The organism is Pseudomonas sp. RIT-PI-q (assembly GCF_001297125.1).
Lineage (GTDB): Bacteria > Pseudomonadota > Gammaproteobacteria > Pseudomonadales > Pseudomonadaceae > Aquipseudomonas.
The window spans coordinates 66,993-83,969 of sequence record NZ_LHPC01000018.1 but is presented as its reverse complement, the minus strand read 5'-3'; the positions used below and the strand labels follow the sequence as shown (position 1 = coordinate 83,969).

The 16,977-nt window shown below is 60.2% G+C and carries 14 protein-coding genes and 2 pseudogenes; 4 read left to right on the top strand and 12 right to left on the bottom strand.

Annotation, left to right across the window (positions count from 1 at the left end; genetic code table 11):
• The 4 genes and pseudogenes from AEQ67_RS06115 to AEQ67_RS06100 all read right to left on the bottom strand — a co-directional run.
• Positions 1–307 (bottom strand): annotated as a pseudogene (locus tag AEQ67_RS06115) (glycine dehydrogenase (aminomethyl-transferring)); the annotation flags it as partial.
• A gap of 11 nt (positions 308–318) precedes the next feature.
• Positions 319–702 carry a glycine cleavage system protein GcvH gene (gene gcvH / locus AEQ67_RS06110; RefSeq protein WP_059403007.1) on the bottom strand — a complete coding sequence of 128 codons (384 nt, stop codon included), beginning with the start codon at positions 700–702 and terminating at the stop codon, positions 319–321.
• A 450-nt stretch (positions 703–1,152) separates the two neighbouring features.
• The gene (locus AEQ67_RS06105; protein WP_059403006.1) at positions 1,153–2,661 is read right to left on the bottom strand and encodes a sigma-54-dependent transcriptional regulator; all 1,509 of its coding nucleotides are present in this window, start codon (positions 2,659–2,661) and stop codon (positions 1,153–1,155) included.
• 181 nt (positions 2,662–2,842) lie between these two features.
• On the bottom strand, positions 2,843–3,196 hold the full coding sequence (locus AEQ67_RS06100; RefSeq protein WP_059403005.1) for a DUF5064 family protein: 354 nt from the start codon (positions 3,194–3,196) through the stop codon (positions 2,843–2,845).
• 120 nt (positions 3,197–3,316) lie between these two features.
• Between AEQ67_RS06100 and AEQ67_RS06095 the strand changes: the two genes are divergently transcribed.
• Positions 3,317–4,180, top strand: a complete 864-nt coding sequence (locus AEQ67_RS06095; protein WP_059403004.1) for a DNA-3-methyladenine glycosylase family protein — start codon at positions 3,317–3,319, stop codon at positions 4,178–4,180.
• A gap of 142 nt (positions 4,181–4,322) precedes the next feature.
• Here the strand turns inward: AEQ67_RS06095 and AEQ67_RS06090 are convergent, their stop codons facing one another.
• The 8 genes and pseudogenes from AEQ67_RS06090 to AEQ67_RS06060 all read right to left on the bottom strand — a co-directional run bounded on the left by AEQ67_RS06090 (position 4,323) and on the right by AEQ67_RS06060 (position 13,655).
• Positions 4,323–5,672, bottom strand: a complete 1,350-nt coding sequence (locus AEQ67_RS06090) for a CoA transferase (RefSeq protein WP_059403003.1) — start codon at positions 5,670–5,672, stop codon at positions 4,323–4,325.
• Between the two features lie 135 nt (positions 5,673–5,807).
• Positions 5,808–6,563: a methyl-accepting chemotaxis protein gene (locus AEQ67_RS36665; protein WP_442965630.1), complete on the bottom strand. Its 756-nt coding sequence runs from the start codon at positions 6,561–6,563 to the stop codon at positions 5,808–5,810.
• Between the two features lie 102 nt (positions 6,564–6,665).
• A pseudogene (locus tag AEQ67_RS36660) lies at positions 6,666–7,682 on the bottom strand (PDC sensor domain-containing protein); the annotation flags it as partial.
• A 442-nt stretch (positions 7,683–8,124) separates the two neighbouring features.
• The gene (locus AEQ67_RS06080) at positions 8,125–8,520 is read right to left on the bottom strand and encodes a YbaN family protein (protein ID WP_059403001.1); all 396 of its coding nucleotides are present in this window, start codon (positions 8,518–8,520) and stop codon (positions 8,125–8,127) included.
• 162 nt (positions 8,521–8,682) lie between these two features.
• Positions 8,683–9,285: a biliverdin-producing heme oxygenase gene (locus AEQ67_RS06075; RefSeq protein ID WP_059403000.1), complete on the bottom strand. Its 603-nt coding sequence runs from the start codon at positions 9,283–9,285 to the stop codon at positions 8,683–8,685.
• A 114-nt stretch (positions 9,286–9,399) separates the two neighbouring features.
• On the bottom strand, positions 9,400–11,964 hold the full coding sequence (locus AEQ67_RS06070; protein ID WP_059402999.1) for a TonB-dependent receptor: 2,565 nt from the start codon (positions 11,962–11,964) through the stop codon (positions 9,400–9,402).
• A 122-nt stretch (positions 11,965–12,086) separates the two neighbouring features.
• Positions 12,087–13,052, bottom strand: coding sequence for a FecR family protein (locus tag AEQ67_RS06065; RefSeq protein ID WP_059402998.1), 966 nt, complete (start codon positions 13,050–13,052; stop codon positions 12,087–12,089).
• Positions 13,053–13,136: 84 nt separating this feature from the next.
• Entirely contained in the window at positions 13,137–13,655 is a 519-nt protein-coding gene (locus AEQ67_RS06060) for an RNA polymerase sigma factor (RefSeq protein WP_059402997.1), read from the bottom strand.
• A gap of 294 nt (positions 13,656–13,949) precedes the next feature.
• Here AEQ67_RS06060 and AEQ67_RS06055 point away from each other — a divergent pair, with 294 nt between their 5' ends.
• The 3 genes from AEQ67_RS06055 to AEQ67_RS36565 are packed head-to-tail and all read left to right on the top strand — an operon-like array spanning position 13,950 to position 16,972.
• A complete protein-coding gene (locus tag AEQ67_RS06055) occupies positions 13,950–14,813 on the top strand; it encodes a hypothetical protein (protein WP_059402996.1) in 864 nt (287 codons plus the stop codon).
• On the top strand, positions 14,810–15,961 hold the full coding sequence (locus tag AEQ67_RS36570) for a hypothetical protein (RefSeq protein WP_330219457.1): 1,152 nt from the start codon (positions 14,810–14,812) through the stop codon (positions 15,959–15,961). Before AEQ67_RS06055 ends, AEQ67_RS36570 begins: the two co-directional genes overlap by 4 nt.
• Positions 15,962–16,972, top strand: coding sequence for a lipase family protein (locus tag AEQ67_RS36565; protein WP_330219458.1), 1,011 nt, complete (start codon positions 15,962–15,964; stop codon positions 16,970–16,972).
• Positions 16,973–16,977 lie beyond the last annotated feature (5 nt).

Sequence of the window (16,977 nt, the reverse complement as noted above, 5' to 3'; positions counted from 1 at the left end):
TTTCCAGCAGGTTGCGCAGGATCGGCGACGGCGTGTGCGTGCCGTAGTAACCCTGGCCGATGTAGGTCTTGAACAGCTGGTTTTTGCCGGCGATGGACTTGATCAGTGCCAGGGCATCGGCTTCGCTGAGGCCGTCTTCCAGGCCGAGGACGCTGGTGCCCTTGATGCTGTCGGGGATGACGCTGGCGCTCAGGGCTTCCAGCGAGTCGAAGCCGAGGCTGTTGAGCATGGCTTGTTCGTCGCCAGCGCGCGGGCCGATGTGGCGGGCGATGAATTCGTTGGCGGTCGTAAGGGTTACTTGAGTCATGTCAGCGCTCCTCAGGCTTCGGCGTTGGCTTTGATCAGGCGGTCGTAAGCGTCCTGATCCAGCAGTTTGGCGACAGCCGAAGCGTCGGTTGGCTGGAAGCGGAAGAACCAGCCTTCCCCCAGCGGATCTTCGTTGACCAGTTCAGGGCTGCTGTCGAGTGCCGGGTTCACTTCCAGCCCTTCGCCATCCAACGGCATGTACACGCCGCTGGCGGCTTTCACCGATTCCCCGGTGGCGGCTTCAGCGCCTTTGTCGTAGGACTGCGGCTCAGGCAGGTGTACGAAAACCACGTCGCCCAGGGCGTTCTGTGCGAAAGCGGTGATGCCGACTGTGACGGTGCCGTCAGCTTCGGTACGCAGCCATTCGTGATCTTCAGTAAAACGCAACTCGCTCATGGAAACTCCTAAGGGGGCCAGACTCGTCTGGTGGACGCTATTGAATGCTTTAGGCAAAAGCCCTGATTTATGGTGGGTTACTAAGCAAAATCGCGGCCAATGTTTTTTATTCTTTGTAAATCAATAACTTATGCATTAATTCAATGTGTAAGGATTTGCTGGCTGTAGCGAAATCGCTACAGCTCAGAGCCAGGAAAAAAGCCTAAGGGGATCAAAGCCTTGCACAGTGGCGGTCGGGGGAGGGTGTAGCGATATCATTCCACTGTAGCGCTTTCAGTACAGATGGAGGTCGCTTTTGAAGAGCCTTCTGGCCTGACGTAAAACCTGTGGGAGCGGGCTTGCCCGCGATGAGGCCATCACCTTCAACATCGAAGTCGAATGTTAGATCGCCATCGCGGGCAAGCCCGCTCCCACAGGTTTTGTGTCGGTAATGAGATTCTGTTTTCAGCCTTACGGCTTGTTGGGAATGCCGTACTTGCGCCACCGGTGGGCAATCGCGGTGTGCGAGGTTTGCAGGCGGTTGGGCCGTTGGCGGGGGGGGGGGGGGCTGTCGTGGAGTTTTTCCAGCAGGGGTTTCTCGAACTCTTCCATGGCCTGTTCCAGGCTGTCGACTTCGCTGTCGCTCTGGCGCGCCACGGAGGTGCCGGCGATGTCGAGGTCGCCAATGTCGACCAGGGTGCTTTCGCAAATGGCCGCCGCGCGGAAGATTACGTTTTGCAGTTGCCGCACGTTGCCCGGCCAGCGATTGCCCAGCAGCGCCGGGTAAGTCCCCGGTGCAAGGCGACAGACCGGGCGCTGGATCTGCGCGCAGGCCTGCTGCATGAAATAGCGCGCCAGTAGCAGAATGTCCTGGCCGCGTTCGCGCAGTGGCGGGCCTTCGACGTTGAGGGCGGTGAGGCGATAGAACAAGTCTTCGCGGAATGAACCTTCGCTGACCATTTTTTCCAGGGCGCGGTGCGTGGCGCAGAGGATTCGCACGTTAACCTTCCCCTCGCGATCGCCGCCCACCCGGCGGAAGCTGCCGTCGTTTAGGAAACGCAGTAATTTCGCCTGCAAGTACGGCGACATCTCGCCGATTTCATCGAGAAACACCGTGCCCTGGTTGGCCAGTTCCATCAGCCCCGGTTTGCCGCCCCGCTGTGCGCCGGTGAAGGCGCCAGGGGCATAGCCGAACAGCTCGCTTTCGGCGAGGTTCTCCGGCAATGCCGCGCAGTTCAGCGCGAGGAACGGTGAACTGCACCGAGCACTGATGGCGTGACAGGCACGGGCCACCAGTTCTTTGCCAGTGCCGGTTTCACCCTGGATCAACAACGGCGCATCGAGCGCCGCGACGCGTTGAGCACGGGCCTTGAGGGTGCGGATCACCGGGGACTCACCGAGCAGCGCATCGAAGCCTTCGGCATGGTCGTGGTGCAGCGCCGAGAGGCGTTCGCCGATGCGGTTCGGTTGATACAGGGTCAGCAGCGCGCCAGCATCAGTGATCGGCGTGGCGTCCAGCAGCAACGTCTGGCCGTTGACGGTGATTTCCCGCAGCGGCAGCCGGAAGCCTTGTTCAAGCAGGGCGTCGAGCAGGGCCGGGTCGGCAAATAGTTCGGCGACGCTTTCACCGGCCGGTTCGCGGCCGTACAGAGCGATCAATGCCGGGTTGGCCAGCAACACTTTGCCGGCGCTGTCGAGGGCCAGCACCGGGTCGGTCATGGCCGCAAGCAACGCGTCGAGCTGCAAGTGACGGCGCTGGCCCGGGAGGATGTCGACCACCGTCACCGCTTGCACGCCGCGCACGCTGAACAGTGCATCGCGCAACTCTTCGAGGACTTCCGGACTCAGGGTCGGGGCGTCGATGTAGACGTTGGGCGGGACCATTTCCACCGCATCCAGATTGAGATTGCGCCCACCGAGCAAGGCCAGGACTTCCTGGGTAATACCGACGCGGTCGATGAAGCTGACGTGGATACGCATGGGGCGGTTTTTGGTTCTGACGTGCGAAGGGTGGCAAGTATGCCTTGGGGCGGGGTGTTAGGTGAAATGCGCATGCAAATTGTAGGAGCGAGGCTTGCTCTCGAAGTGGCTATCAAGATTGCCAGAAGCTTCGCGGGCAAGCCTCGCTCCTACAGGTTATGGGGGCCTTCGACGATTTGTATTATTCCAGGTGTTCGGGTTTGACCGGGTCGCCGGATTTGACGTCGAGCTGCGCCCGGATATCTTCAAACATCAGGTCGTATTCCTTGTGTACTGACGTGATGCTGGCATTCTTGGGCAGGCCGTAATTTTGCGCGATGCGCGTGGCATGGCGGGCGAAGTCGAAGGCCTGATCCTTGGGCAGGAAGAATTCTTCATTCAGTTCCTTGTCTTCAACCGTGCCATGCAACTTGAAGAGCATGCCTGCTTCGGGATCCTGGCTGACTGCATACTCGATGCTCAGATTGAAACTGTAGTCATCCTCGTTCAGCGCGTGGCGCTCGATGTGCAGGTGACCGGGCTCAAATGTAGCCATTGGCGTCGCTCCTTCAAAAAGGCATTGAACCAAGGCAGACCTAAGGCCGGCCTCAGAGTTTCTTTTATTGGTCGCTCATACGGTTGCGCGGCCGTGGTTGCACTGAACAGTGGAGAGGCTATGAGATGGTTGCTTGAGTATTCTGCGCCCTACGACTGGCCAGCGATGCTGGGATTCTTGTCGGCGCGGGCGATTGCCGGGATGGAAGGGGTGGTCGACGGCGTGTACTCGCGCAGCATCGCATTGAACGGCGTTCACGGCACGCTTTCGATCAAGCCTGGGGCGGCGGATGCGCTTGAGCTGACGCTGGATTTTCCAGACTCTGCCGCCGTACCCGAGATCGTCGCGCGGTTGCGGCGGATGTTTGACCTGGACGCGGATCTGCCAACGATGCATCGCCAGTTGGCGGTTGATCCATTGATGGCGCGGTTGATCGCCGAGCATCCGGGGCTGCGGGTGCCGGGGGCGTGGGACGGCCTGGAGTTGGCGATTCGTGCGGTGTTGGGGCAGCAGATCAGCGTGGCCGCGGCGATCAAACTGGCGGGGAAACTGGTGGCCAGGTATGGCGAGCCGCTGGGTTCGTCACGGCATGGATTGACCCATGTGTTCCCTCAGGCGGGCGTGTTGGCTGCTGCGGATCTGGCGACGTTGGGGATGCCGAAAAGCCGTGGGCGGACGCTGTCGGGCGTGGCTCAGGCGCTGCTTGATGATCCGCTGTTATTTGAACCGGGTCGCGAAGGGGGGATTGCCCGGTTGCGGGCATTACACGGGATTGGTGACTGGACGTCGCAGTACATTGCCTTGCGGCAGTTGCGGGAGTTGGATGCGTTTCCAAGCGGGGATGTGGGATTGATCAATGCGCTGGTGGCGCTTGAAGGGAGGCCGGTGTCGGCGCGGGAATTGTTGCAACGGGCTGAGGTCTGGCGGCCTTGGCGGGGGTATGCGGCGCAGCTGCTTTGGACTTCTTTGAGCCGGTCGGACTGATGCTGATCCTGACTTTGTGCTGACTGTTCTCGCCCCATCGCGGGCAAGCCCGCTCCCACAGGAATCTTTTATCGATCACAAATTATGTGTGCGACATCAATCAACTGTGGGAGCGGGCTTGCCCGCGATGCGGCCATAAGCGTCACCACCACTGCGCGCGATGCGAACCCAATTCCCCTGCAGGAATCGCCCACTGCAATGGCGTCCCGGTGATTTTTAACGGCACCTGCAACCGATGGGCCGGTCCCCAGGGCGTTTGCTCAACCAACAGCCCTTGATCGTTGTCATCCTCTGCACGCAACGGATCGCTGGTTCCGGGCCCGTTTTCAATCAGCAACTTCGCCGTCCGCGCCAGTGACAACCGTGCCGATCCACCACGTCCACTGCCCAGCCGCTCAGCCAACAACTTGATCGCACTGGCCGCCATCAAATACCCGGTGGCGTGATCCAGCGCTTGTAACGGCAAGGGTGTCGGTTTATCCGCGTGCTTCCACTGCAGGCCGGCTTCGGCAATCCCGCTGCTCATTTGCACCAGGCTGTCGAACCCACGGCGATTCTGCCAGGGGCCGCTCCAACCATAGGCGTTCAGGCAGACGTCGATCAGGCCGGGGGCCATTTGCTGGCGATCGGCTACACCGTAACCCAGGCGCTCGAGTGCATCGGCGCGGTAGCCGTGGAGCAAAATGTCGGCGTCCTTGAGCAGGCTTTCGAACAGGACGCGATCGGCCTTGTCGTGAAGGTCCAGGCGTGCGCAACGTTTACCCAGTGTGACTTCAGGCACCACGCCCGGTTCGTTCCAGGTCGGTGGGTCGATACGCAAAACGTCGGCGCCAAGCCCGGCGAGGAAGCGGCTGGCGACAGGGCCGGCCAGTACGCGGGTCAAATCCAGCACCTTGATCCCGGCCAATGGTTGCGCCACCGAACCCTGCCACGGTTTGGCATTCTGGCTGCTGTTGGCGGCGAATTGAATCAGCGGTTCGGCGTTGACCGCCTGACCTTGGGGGTGGGCTTGCCATTGTTGCCAGCTGCGCATCTCGGCGGCGCAACCGCCGGCATCGACCACGGCTTGTTCCAGATCGCTCTTTGCCCATTGCGCCACTTTGCTCGCCATCGCCGGGCGGTCGGCACAGGCGCCGAGCACCGTTTCGGCGGCGGCCCGGTGGTGCGGGGCGTTGGTGTGCAGGCGAATCCAGCCGTCCTTGGTCGCGTAGTCACCCGCGATCGGGTCCCACAGCGGCGGTACGCTCCAGCCGACCGGGCGGATCGAAGTGGCGAACCAGAACGAAGCCAGACGGCGGTCCACTTCAAGGTTGGGCAAGCGAGCGGTTTGTTGATTGAGCAATTCACTGATGGCCTGGCCGGCGGCGGCAATGCTGGCGCAGGCCAGGTCAGTGACGGCAAACGCCGAGGGCAGGGCGCCGTCCGCGGTGAACGGAATTGGGGTGTTGGGCAAGCCGAGTGCGGCTTGAATGGACGTGAGTAAACCAGTCATCGAAGGCCCTCCGGAATGAGGGCTCGATCATAGATCAAAAAACGGCTTGGTCAGATGAAAACGCCAAATGCTGGCCGAACATATGACCCTGTGGGAGCAGGCAAGCCAGCTCCCACAGGGAATTGTGATGGGTTGCTACACCCGAAACTGATCCATCAGTTTCATTTGCTGGGTGGTCAGGGAGTTGAGGTGGCTGCAGATCTGCGCTGATTCGGTGGCCTGGCCAGTCAGGGTTTCAGTGACGGTGCGAATCGCCGAGACGTTGCGGTTGACCTCTTCGGCCACGGCGCTTTGCTGTTCGGCGGCGCTGGCGATTTGCAGGTTCATGTCGCTGATTACGGTGACCGCGTCGCTGATTTTGCTCAGGGCCTGGACCGCTTGCTGGATCTGCCCGGCGTTGCTGTGGGCTTGGGTCTGGCTCGAATGCATGGTCGCGACCACGCCACGGGTGCCGGTCTGGATGCGTTCGATCACGATGCGAATTTCTTCCACCGAGTCCTGTGTGCGTTTAGCCAGGTTGCGCACTTCATCGGCGACCACCGCAAACCCGCGACCGCTCTCACCGGCACGAGCCGCTTCGATCGCGGCGTTGAGCGCCAGCAGGTTGGTCTGCTCGGCGATGCTGCGGATCACTTCCAGTACCGAACCGATCTGCTCGCTGTTGACCGCCAGCGCTTCGACTTCGGTCACGGCTTTGCTGACTTCGTCGGCCAGTTGATTGATGTCGCGGGTGCTGCGCTCGATGATCGACATGCCATCGCGGGCCGACTGGTCGGCACCCTTGGCGGCATTGGCCGCGTTCGAGGCACTGTTGGCAACGTCGTGGGCAGTGGCGCTCATTTCGTTGGAGGCGGTGGCGACCTGGTCGATTTCGCGGAACTGCACCTGCATGCCTTCGCTGGTCTGGCGGGCGATTTCCGAAGACTGGTCGGCGGTGCCGCGGGCGTCGGTGATGCTTTGCTTGATCTGCGCGATGGTCGGTTGCAGCTTGTCGAGGAAGCGGTTGAACCAGCTGACCAGTTCGCCCAGTTCGTCTTTCTTGCTGTAGTGCAAACGTTGGGTCAGGTCGCCGTCGCCACTGGCAATCGCCTTGAGCATTTCGGCCACGCTGTTGATCGGTCGGGTCACGCCGGAGGCGGTCAGCCAGATCAGTAGCAGGCCAACCAGGCCGGCAATCACCGCCACCAACACAGCCTTGATCGTGCCGCTTTGCTGGGCGTCATCGAGTACGGTTTGCAGTTTGACCGAGTCGGCCAGCAGCACTTGTTTCGGCAGGTCGATCACCACGCCCCAGGCTTTGGAGTCGGCAATCGGGCTGACCGGGTAAACCGCGCGGATCAAGTCGCCTTGTTCGAGGATCTTCGGCGTGCCGGCGCTGAGCAATTGCAGGACGTCCTTGCCGTCGGCGCCCAGGGTGTCAGCGATGCTTTTGCCGACTTTGCTCGCGTCGACACTGTAACCGGCGAGCACGCCACTGCCAGAGACAATCAGCATGTGCCCGGCGCCGTTGAACAAGTCGCGCTGGGAGTCGACCGCCGCCGCTTGCAGGGCGTCGAGGGCGATGTCCACGCCAACCACGCCGATGGATTTGCCATCCACCAGCAGCGGTACGGAAATGGTCGTCATCAACATTTCCTTGCCGGCGACGGTGTCGGCATACGGGTCCAAAAGGCAGGTGCGCTTGCTGTCGCGGGGGCAGGTGTACCAGCTGTTGTAAGGTGTGCCGCTGAGGCTCAGGGTGGTTTTGGTCATGTCGTCTTCGACCATGATCGTGTTGATCCCGGCACCGCCGGCACGGCTCCAGTAACTGGCGAAGCGTCCGGCTTCGTTGGACTGGCGCGCCGCATCATTGGCGAACTCACTGTCCTTGCCGTCCAGACCATTGGGCTCGAACGCCAGCCAGATCCCCAGCACTTTGCTGTTGCGCTCGAAGGCGGTTTTCAGGCTCTGGTTCAACTCTTCACGCAGGGCGCCGGCCTCAAGCGAACGCTTGGCGGCCAGGGTGCGCATGTCCTTGATCTGATCGGCCAGCGCGGTGATCACCAGCAGACTTTCACCAAAGGTCTTCTGCACCCGCACGGCTTGCTCGGCAGCCTTGGCCTGGAGCAGGTCCTGCACACTGTCGGTGAGCATCTTGCTGCTGGACGCGCTGACCAGTTCATCGTTCTGATTGGTCTGGTAGAAGTTCATGCCGACGATCAATGCGACCACACCAAGCAGGCACAGACCGGATAACAGGACTATTTTCAGGCGGATGGAGAGAGAGTCGAACATAGGGCGAACTCGCGAATGGATGAGGTGTTGGCTGTGAGTCGGGGTCGACCCGGTTCGCCAAGTCCATTCAGCGCCATTCAATGCACATCGGCGTGGGCAGACGTTGCATGAATGGCCTGCCGACCAGCGGTAGCAGGTGAACGTTTGCGCAGGTAAATACCCTGAAAAGGACTGGAATTCAGGAGATTTCCAGCACCGACTCCGGTCGCGACCAAATCCACAGATTGCCCAGGCTCATGCCCGCGATGGCCAGGTAAATTGGCCAGCCGTGATCGAGCATGACCAGCATCAAGCCGGCGCACAGCAGCATGCTGACGGTGGCGCTGACCTTGGCCCGGCGTGCGATGATTTTGCCGTTGCGCCAGTTGCTGAGGATCGGGCCAAACAATCGATGGTTTTCCAGCCAGGCACTCAGGCGCGGCGAACTTTTGGTCGCGGCCCAGGCGGCCAACAGGATGAACTCGGTGGTCGGCAGGCCGGGGATGACGATGGCGATCAGGCCGATGCCCAGGCTGACGTAGGCCAGCAGGCCGAAGAGGAGACGGGTGATCTTGGAGGTGGCTGGTTGAGGCATGGGCTCAAGGGAACGGGTGTGAGGCGGATCGGAATCTTACAGGCTTGCTCCGTCCCCTGTGGGAGCGGGCTTGCCCGCGACAGCGATACTACATTCAGCATCTTTTTTGAATGGTAGGCCGCTATCGCGGGCAAGCCCGCTCCCACAGGGGATTGCATTCTGTCAGGCGGGTTCCGGGGTGTAAGCCTGTTCCAGCAACACCGTGAAGCGGTTGAACGCATCGATCGCGCCTTTATCCAACTCGGCTTCTTCCTGAGCGCTGAACTCCAACCCGTCGAGGGTTTTGACGAAGCTTTTCCAGCCTTCAGCACGACCACCAGCCGGTTCACCGAGGTGGCGGGCACCGAAGGTTTCGCTCAGGCCCAGGCCCACGGCACGCTTGATCAAAAACGCCGCGCCGAGTTTCGAACCTTCGGATACGAACAGCCAGCCCAGCGCCTCGGCTTTGGTTGGATTTTTCACGGCACCGGCGACGGGAGCCGGCACTTCGGTGTCCAGGTCCGCCAGATCGGCCTTCGCTGCTTCCGCACGGCAACGAGCTGGCAGGTCCGGGACGATGGCGGTCAGTTCGGCATCGTTGTACAGCGACACCAGTTCCGACTGGAACAGGTACTGCGCGACCACGAAACGGGCGAAATTGGCCTGGGTTTCAAACGGTGCGTGGGCTTTGACCAGGGCATCGAGTTTGGTGTGTGGTTCGTTAGTGATCTGGTTCAAGCGTTGCGAACGCAGAGCAGGGCGTTGAGCAGTGTCCTGAGTGGTCATGTGAAATCCTTGAGAAAAAGAGGCGCTTGGTAACGAGACGAATGGCGAGGCGCCGGACAGTAAAAAATCCTCACGGCACTGCTTCTATAACGCAGTGCCGCGAGGTGGACAGGGTCAGATATCCCACACCAGATTGACCGCGAAGTTACGGCCCGGTTGAGTCAGGCGATCGAGGTTGGCCGGTTGAGTCACCGAGGCTTCGCCGACGCTGTCGTAACCGCGCACGTCATCCCACTGCCAGTACTTTTTGTTGGTCAGGTTGTAGAGACCGGCGTTGACGGTCACGTCGTCGGTGACCTTGTAGAAACCGGCGAGGTCGAGCACGCCATAACCCGGAGTCTTGAACTGGGTGCTGGTGCCATCCGGGGTTTTGAAGCTGGTGCTGTCGACGCGGGTCTTGTGTTTGACCAGTGTCCAGCTCAACAGGGCACCGTAGTTGTCCTGGTCGTAACCGAGGCCGAACACGCCGGTCAGCGGATTAATGCTGTTCAGCGGCTGGCCGCTGTCATCGTTACGGCCATACAAGTACGCCACCGAGCCTTGGGTATAAAGGCCGGTTGGGGCACCGAGGCTGTCCAGGTTCAGGCGACCCTTGAGCTCCACGCCCTTGATGGTGGCGTGCTTGATGTTGTTGCTCTGGAACGTGGTCTCGGAGTAACCGGGGGTGATGGCGTTCTCGTCGATGAAGTCGCGGAATTTGTTGTAGAACACCGCGACATCGAAGGTGCCCGCCTCGAACTGGCCGCGCAGGCCGGTTTCATAGCTCTTGCTCTTTTCCGGTTCCAGGTTCGGATTAGGCGCGACCTGATAGCCGCCGGCCAGGTTTTCGAAGCGACCGTACAAGGCTTTGGCGGTCGGCGTGCGGAAGCCTTCGGCGTATTGGCCATACCAGGTGTAGTTGTCATTGAAGCTGTAGGTGGTGCCGAATTTTGGCGACAGACGATGCCAGGTCTTGGTGTCGTCGTTCACTTCGCCGTTGCCGCTCTGGTCGGCGGTGGCGAGGAACTCGTCGGTGATGTGTGGCTTGAGTTGGGTGTAGTCGTAGCGTACGCCGGGTACGAAGGTCCAGTTGTTCCAGCTGATCTGATCCTGGGCGAACAGGCTGTAGGTGTTGATGGTCGGATCCGGGAAGTCGCTGGCCGGGGTCAGGGTGTCGGTGGCGCTGGCTGCACCAATGGCTCGGCAGGCGCCGGCCACAGTCAGGCAGGTGCCGCTGCCGGTACGCAGGCCGGTGACTTTGTCTTGCTTGATCGTGGTGCCATAGGTGACGAGGTGGTCGGTGGCGGCGATGGCAAACGACTTGTCAGCCTGGGCATCGAACACCCATTGGCGATCCTTGTAGGTGGTATCGCGGTTGCGCAGCACTGTGCGCGACGGCGCGTAGATTTCTTCGGTGCTCTGGTCGGTCTTGGCGATCTGGTAGTTCAGCGTCCACTTGATGTTGTCGGCCAGGGCGCTGTCCAGACCGAAGCTGTGCTCCAGGCCGAAACGCTCGCGAGTGATGGTGTCGTTGCCGGTACGGGATTTATAGAAGCCGAAACCGCGTCCCGCGTTGAACGGGCCGCCCACTGCGCTGAGCTGGTTGGTGTCGCGGTCATCCTTGTAGTGCTCATAGGTCAGGCCGAAGCGTGCGTCGTCGGCGTAGTTCCAGCCCAGCTTCGCCAGCACGTTGGTGGTGCGCACGTCCTCGGGGTTGGCCTCGGTGCGGTTCAGGCCGGTGCCGCCGGTTTCACCGTAGGACTCTGTTTCATGGCCATTGCGCTGACTCAGGTGCAGCAAGCCATCGAAGTCGTCGGTGCGACCGGCCACGGTGCCGGACGTCAGCCAGCTATCGTCCGCCGAGCTGTAACCGGTCTTCAGGCGCGCACCGACATCCTTGCCCGCCTTGATGATGTCGTCCGGGTCCAGGGTGTAGTAGCTGACCGCGCCGCCAATCGCGTTGCTGCCGTACAGCACCGATGCCGGGCCGCGGAGGATTTCCACGCGTTTGACGATTTCCGGGTCGACGTAATTGCGGTTGGTCTGGGCGTACGGGCCATTGAAGAAGCTGTCCGGCACCTGCACGCCGTCGATCTGGGTCAACACGCGGTCACCGTCAATGCCGCGGATGTTATAGCCGGTGATGCCGGCGCGCTGACCGGCGCCGCCGACTGAAACACCCGGCTCGTAACGCACCAGATCCTTGATGCTGTTCACGTTGTTACGGTCGAGGTCTTCACGGGTGTAGACGCTGACCGTGCTCGGCACGCTGTTCACGTCCTGTTCGTTACGGGTGGCGCTGATGGTCACCTGTTCCAGGTTGAGCGCGCTGTTGTAGCTGCGCTTCTCCAGCACGATGTTGTTATTGCCCAGTTTGCGATAGCTCAGGTTGGTCCCCACCAACAGGCGATCCAGGGCTTTCTCCGGCGGCAAGGAGCCCCGTACACCCGGCGATGCCACACCTTGCGCCAGTTCGGCCGGCAAGCCGACCTGCCAGCCTGTTACGGCGGTAAAAGCGGTCAGTGCCGAGACCAGCGACTGCTGAGGAATGGCGAACGCGTAATCGCCCATGTTGCGGGTCGGCTGCTCGGGGGCGGTGGCAGCCATGAGCGGCGCGCTGCCGGCCATCAGGATGGCGACGGTCAGCAGCGACAGCACGCGGGAAGGTGAAGAGGCTTGGCGGGTAAGGCGAGAGGACATCGATAGCGCTCCGTGTCGCACGAATCTTTATAGGTGCTGATTGGCATTTAAAGATGCGAATCAATTGCATTGGCTATAACGAGACGTACGAGCTTCAGCTATCGAGTAAAAATAATTCTCATTTAGTTCAAGATCACCAGCGCCGGAAACTCCTGGAGCCGGGCCGAGGTGATGTGAGCCAGCGAACGAACCACGTCCAGCGGCTGATCGAGACGGTAATTGCCGGTCACTGCGACGTCGGCCAACTGCTCGTTGTTGTTGATGATCCAGCCTGGATAGTAGCGACGCAGCTCCGCCAGCACCTGGCTCAGCGGGCAGTTTTCGAACACCAGTCGACCCTGCACCCACGCCAGGTCGGTTGCGGCATCGAGCTTGTCCGGTCGGTCGAAACCGTTGGGGCCGATGCGGATGCTTTCGCCGGCCGACAATCGCACCCGCGCATCGTCGCGGGTGGCCTGCAAGTCGACGTCGCCACGCTGCACCCGAACCTGCGCCACGCCATCGAGGTAGCGCACCGCGAACGCGGTATCGCGCACACTGGCCTTGACCGGGCCGGCATCGATTTCCAGCGGCTGACCGCGATTGGCCGCCACCTCGAAAAACGCCTCGCCCTGGAACAAACGGGCCACGCGCTGTTGATCGTTGATGGTGCTGGAAAACGCCGAGTTGGTGTTGAGCAGCACGTGCGAACCGTCCTCCAGTTGCAAGCGCTGACGTTCACCGACCACGGTCAAGTGATCCGCCTGCAGGCGCATCGGCAGATTGCTGAAACTGAACAGGCCGAGGATCAAAACCGCAGCGGTCGCCAGTGGTTTCCAGTGTGGACGCAGGCGCGACAGGACGCTCACTTTCGGCGGCTTGGCGGCCAGGCTTTGCGCGCTTTGCACGACGTGCGGGCCATCCCAGATCGCCTGTGCCTTGGCAAACGCCTGGGCATGCAACGGATCGGCCTCGAGCCAGGCGTGGAACTGGCGTGTCTGTTCTTCGCTCGGACTGCCCAGCACAATCAGCCAGTCCAAAGCCTGGTCCATCGCGCTTGCGGGGTCCCGCGCCGGGGAGGGCGGAGGGGAGCGGTGGGTGTCCGTCACGGTGTTTCCTCGGCAGTGTCTGTGCACGGCTGTTTTTTTTAGTGGAGCTCGAAAGTGCAGCAAGGGTAGCAAAGCCCTGTGGATTCAGTCGCCGTTTAACCGCTCGGCGACACCGATGCAGATCGCCATGATCAGCTTCAGCTCTTTTTGCACGGTACTCAACGACACGCCGAGCTTCTCGGCAATCTCCAGATAACTGTGCCCGTGCAGACGGCTGAGGATGAAAATCTGCTGCTGACGGGCGCTAAGTTCATTGAGGCTCACGTTCAAACGCTCCAGCAACTGTTCGGCATGGGCAGCCTCCTCGGCACTGCTGGCAGGCGCGGCGATGCTTTCCACCACGTCCGTCGGAACATCATCGAGCATCATCCGCGATTGAATGCGCCGCGCACGCAAATGGTCCAGCGCCAGGTTGCGCGCCGTCTGGAAAACGAAGGGTTCAAGGTGATCGATGGCCCGCTCACTGAGCGCACGCGTTACGCGCAGGTAGGTTTCCTGCAAGAGGTCTTCGGCGGTGCTGTGATTGTTGACCATCCGCTCCAGGGTGCGCAGCAGCGAAACGCGCTGGGCGATGAAGACGTGATTGAAGCGCGATTGACTCACGGGAGAACCTGATCCATTTCGAGCGAATGATAATGCTTATCATCTGTGTGGGCGGTCAAGCACTTGTTTGTAAGCGTCGTCATACGTTCGGAGCGGGAGGATGCTGATGGAGAACTGCCCTTTTTGCGGAAAATGGCGCAGCTCTCAGTCATTGCATGGCTGCAAATGTCAGATATTTCAGAGACTGGCGTAGGCGAGATCCCAAACGCTTCCTGGCCCCTCAGACAGTTGTGGATGACTGCTATACCCCTGTTGATACTTTGTTTTTCAGCGTGGTTTTGACAGGGACATCAAGTGACGGCACTCCATGAATGGGAAAAGCCAGCTCTCAATAACGGCCAATTGTTGTGTTTCGTGAGCCGGCAGTTGGCTCGCGCACTGGCAACTGTTGCGCTGGCGCTCGCCGCTGGCGGTTGTGTTTTTGCACCGGCAGAGAGCTTTACGTTACAGGCCGAAGTGCCGGCGGATTTCAGGGTCAAGGCTGACGCCTATTACGAACCGGCTACCGGCGAAACCTGTGAGGCGCCGCCGCGCCAACGCGGAAAAGTGGCGCCGAATCGAAAGTTCTTCACCAGCGAATACCAGAATGTTGCGCGCACCGCCGAGTTTCAGATTCCGCTGACGACGCGCGCGGGTGGCTGTCCGTTGGTGTTGAGTAGCTTGAGGTTGAACCTCGACGCGAAGTGGGGCACGCGCTGGTCTGACATAGGCGGCGACTTTGCCAGTCTTTCCTTTCGCGATGTGCTTGGGGGGGATTTTCAGGCGTATACCGTCTCTGGCGTTCGAGAGTTTCGGGGGCAGTGTCAGTGGTTGTTTCGTACCGTTGGACCCAAACGCAATATTCGGAAAATCCTGCACTGCCGGGCTGTCGACGCGAAGGGGCAGATGGTGAAAAGCATGGCCGGCGGGGTGTTGCAGCGCGATCAATTGCCGGGCAGAACGGTGAGGATGGTCTTCGGGATGGCGAATCAGGAAGCGCCTTATTTTGATCTGTATTGGTTCAAAACTCCGAATGGCTGGAAACCGTGCGGGGGCCGATGGGGACGAGATATAGAAGAACTCTGTCTGGAGCCACCCCAATTCAAAGATTTCAAAATGCCTGACGGTAGGACCTGCACCGTCTACCCAAACTGTACTGAAAAAGGAAGTCAGACATGAAACTTCAGGAGCGAGAAAACCCTTGTTTCAGCAACAAGATGTTGGCCTGTCCGCTGCGAGGGCATTGGACGAGTTTTAGATTGGTTGACGAGCACGGGGATGGGGAACCTTACAGCGGATTGCCTTACACCGTTATGGACAGCATCGGCCAAGAATACACAGGGCGTTTAGATGGTGAGGGAGTTGCCAAAGTAGAGAATCATTATCAAGGCCCTGTCGTACTTAAGTTGGATGCTCCGTATCAAGGCGTGGAGGCAACTTACCGAGACTTGATAATACGGAAGTCTTACCCCCTCCCCATCACCGGCCTCCAGTTCCGCGCCGAACAAACCCGCTTCTTCCACGAAGACGGATTTCGTCGCGAACATAACTCGGTAATGAAGGAGGCCGACATCTTCGTCCAGGTTGAGGTGCGGGACCTGGTCCGTGAAGGCGCGCATTTGCCTCCGGTGGTCAGGCGCTTCTACGAACCACAAAGCGCACTGCTTCGGGCCATGAGCGAACTGGGTTTCGGTCCCGAGCATTCGTTCGGCATTGCCCTGAGCCCCAACCAACACAATGTGCTGGAAGTGCGGCCAATGCGCGCCTTGCGACCCATGCTGTCCACCGATGACAATTTCTGTGCCCTGAACCTCTATCAATTGGCACTCATGGCGACCTTGAGTTACACCGACTTTGCTCAGGACCCGGCGAAAAAGCCGCTGGACAAGGTGCGTTTTGCGCTGGACCCGAGCATTGGCAATTTGTTTGGCGAAGCGTTGGCCGGTTACCGGGAGAGTTGGCGAATCGATAAGAGCCAAACCCAAAGGTTTTACCCGATGTACGAGGATGTGCCGTATTCAAAGCGGCTGGAGATCCTGCCGTTCGATCCGACGCTGTATGAGCAAAACCATCCGGATAAAGGGCAAGACCAGGAACACCCGGCTAACCAGCATTTTTTCGATGATCAGGAAGATGGCGGCGATACCCAGGCGTTTATTTGCCACCACGACGAAGTCATTCTGATTTCGGTGCGCGGCACGGCCAGCCTGAAAGATGCGTTACGTGATGCGCACGCGCTTCAGGTTCCGTTCGAAGAAGGTGTCGGGAGCGTCCATCAAGGTTTTTACAGCGCGTTTCAAGCGTTGAAAGCGTTCGTCTTGCGTTAACTGGATAAATTTCACTCCGGCCAAAAAATCATTATCTGCGGCCACAGCCTGGGCGGCGCCATCGCCTTGTTGTTGGCAGAAGCATTACGCCGTTTCCCGGATGAGGATTACAACATCCTCCTCTACACCTACGGCGCCCCACGCGCCGGCGATTCGGCCTTCGTCAAAGGCGCCACCGACCTCGTCCATCACCGCATGGTCAACCACAACGACCCGGTGCCCGGCGTGCCGGCGCCGTGGATGGACGCTAACTGGAAGGTCTGGGTTCCGGGCCTGGGGGCCACGGTGGTTTCCGGACCTTATGGCCTGTTGCTGTTTGGCGCAGGCCTGGTGCGCGTCGGCGGTGATCCCTATCAGCATCACGGGCAACAGCAGCATTTCATGCCCGTGCGCTTTGGTGACAAAGAATGGTCGGCAGTTTTGTGGGACCCGGACTGCGAGTCCATCGACGACGCCGCCTGTACCGCCATGCTGGAAAAGACCCGGCGGGGTGATATGCCGGCCCGCGATGGCCTGCTCGCGCAACTGATCAACTACACCGACCATATGATGATCGCCAGCTACATCCCTTGCGCCTGGGCGACTTTGCGCCGCTGGCAGCAAAGCCAGGAAACCGGCACGACCGTTGTCACCGAACGTGAGTACGACGTTGTCGATATTGCCCTCGCGGCGCTCAAGGTGAAACTTCACGAGTATGCCCAGCAGATGCGCCATAACGAGGGACCGCGTGGCGCGACGAAAGATGAAAGCGCCACCATTGAGGCGTTGTACAGAGAGCGTGACCGGCTCGAGAGAACCCGCAAACGCCTGCAAAACTTGCGCTATCGCCGCCTCACCCTGGCTGATGTGTACGGCAGTGCTGCCCAGTTACCGGAGTTTGCCGGTGGCGTGGAACGCTGGTTCAAACAGGCTGAAAATCAGCGTAAGGAGCAGTACGCAATGATTCCAAGGCCATTGGATGATGGATTTCGGCTGGCCCGTGAGCCGCTGGATATCGATTCGATTGTCTGAGTATC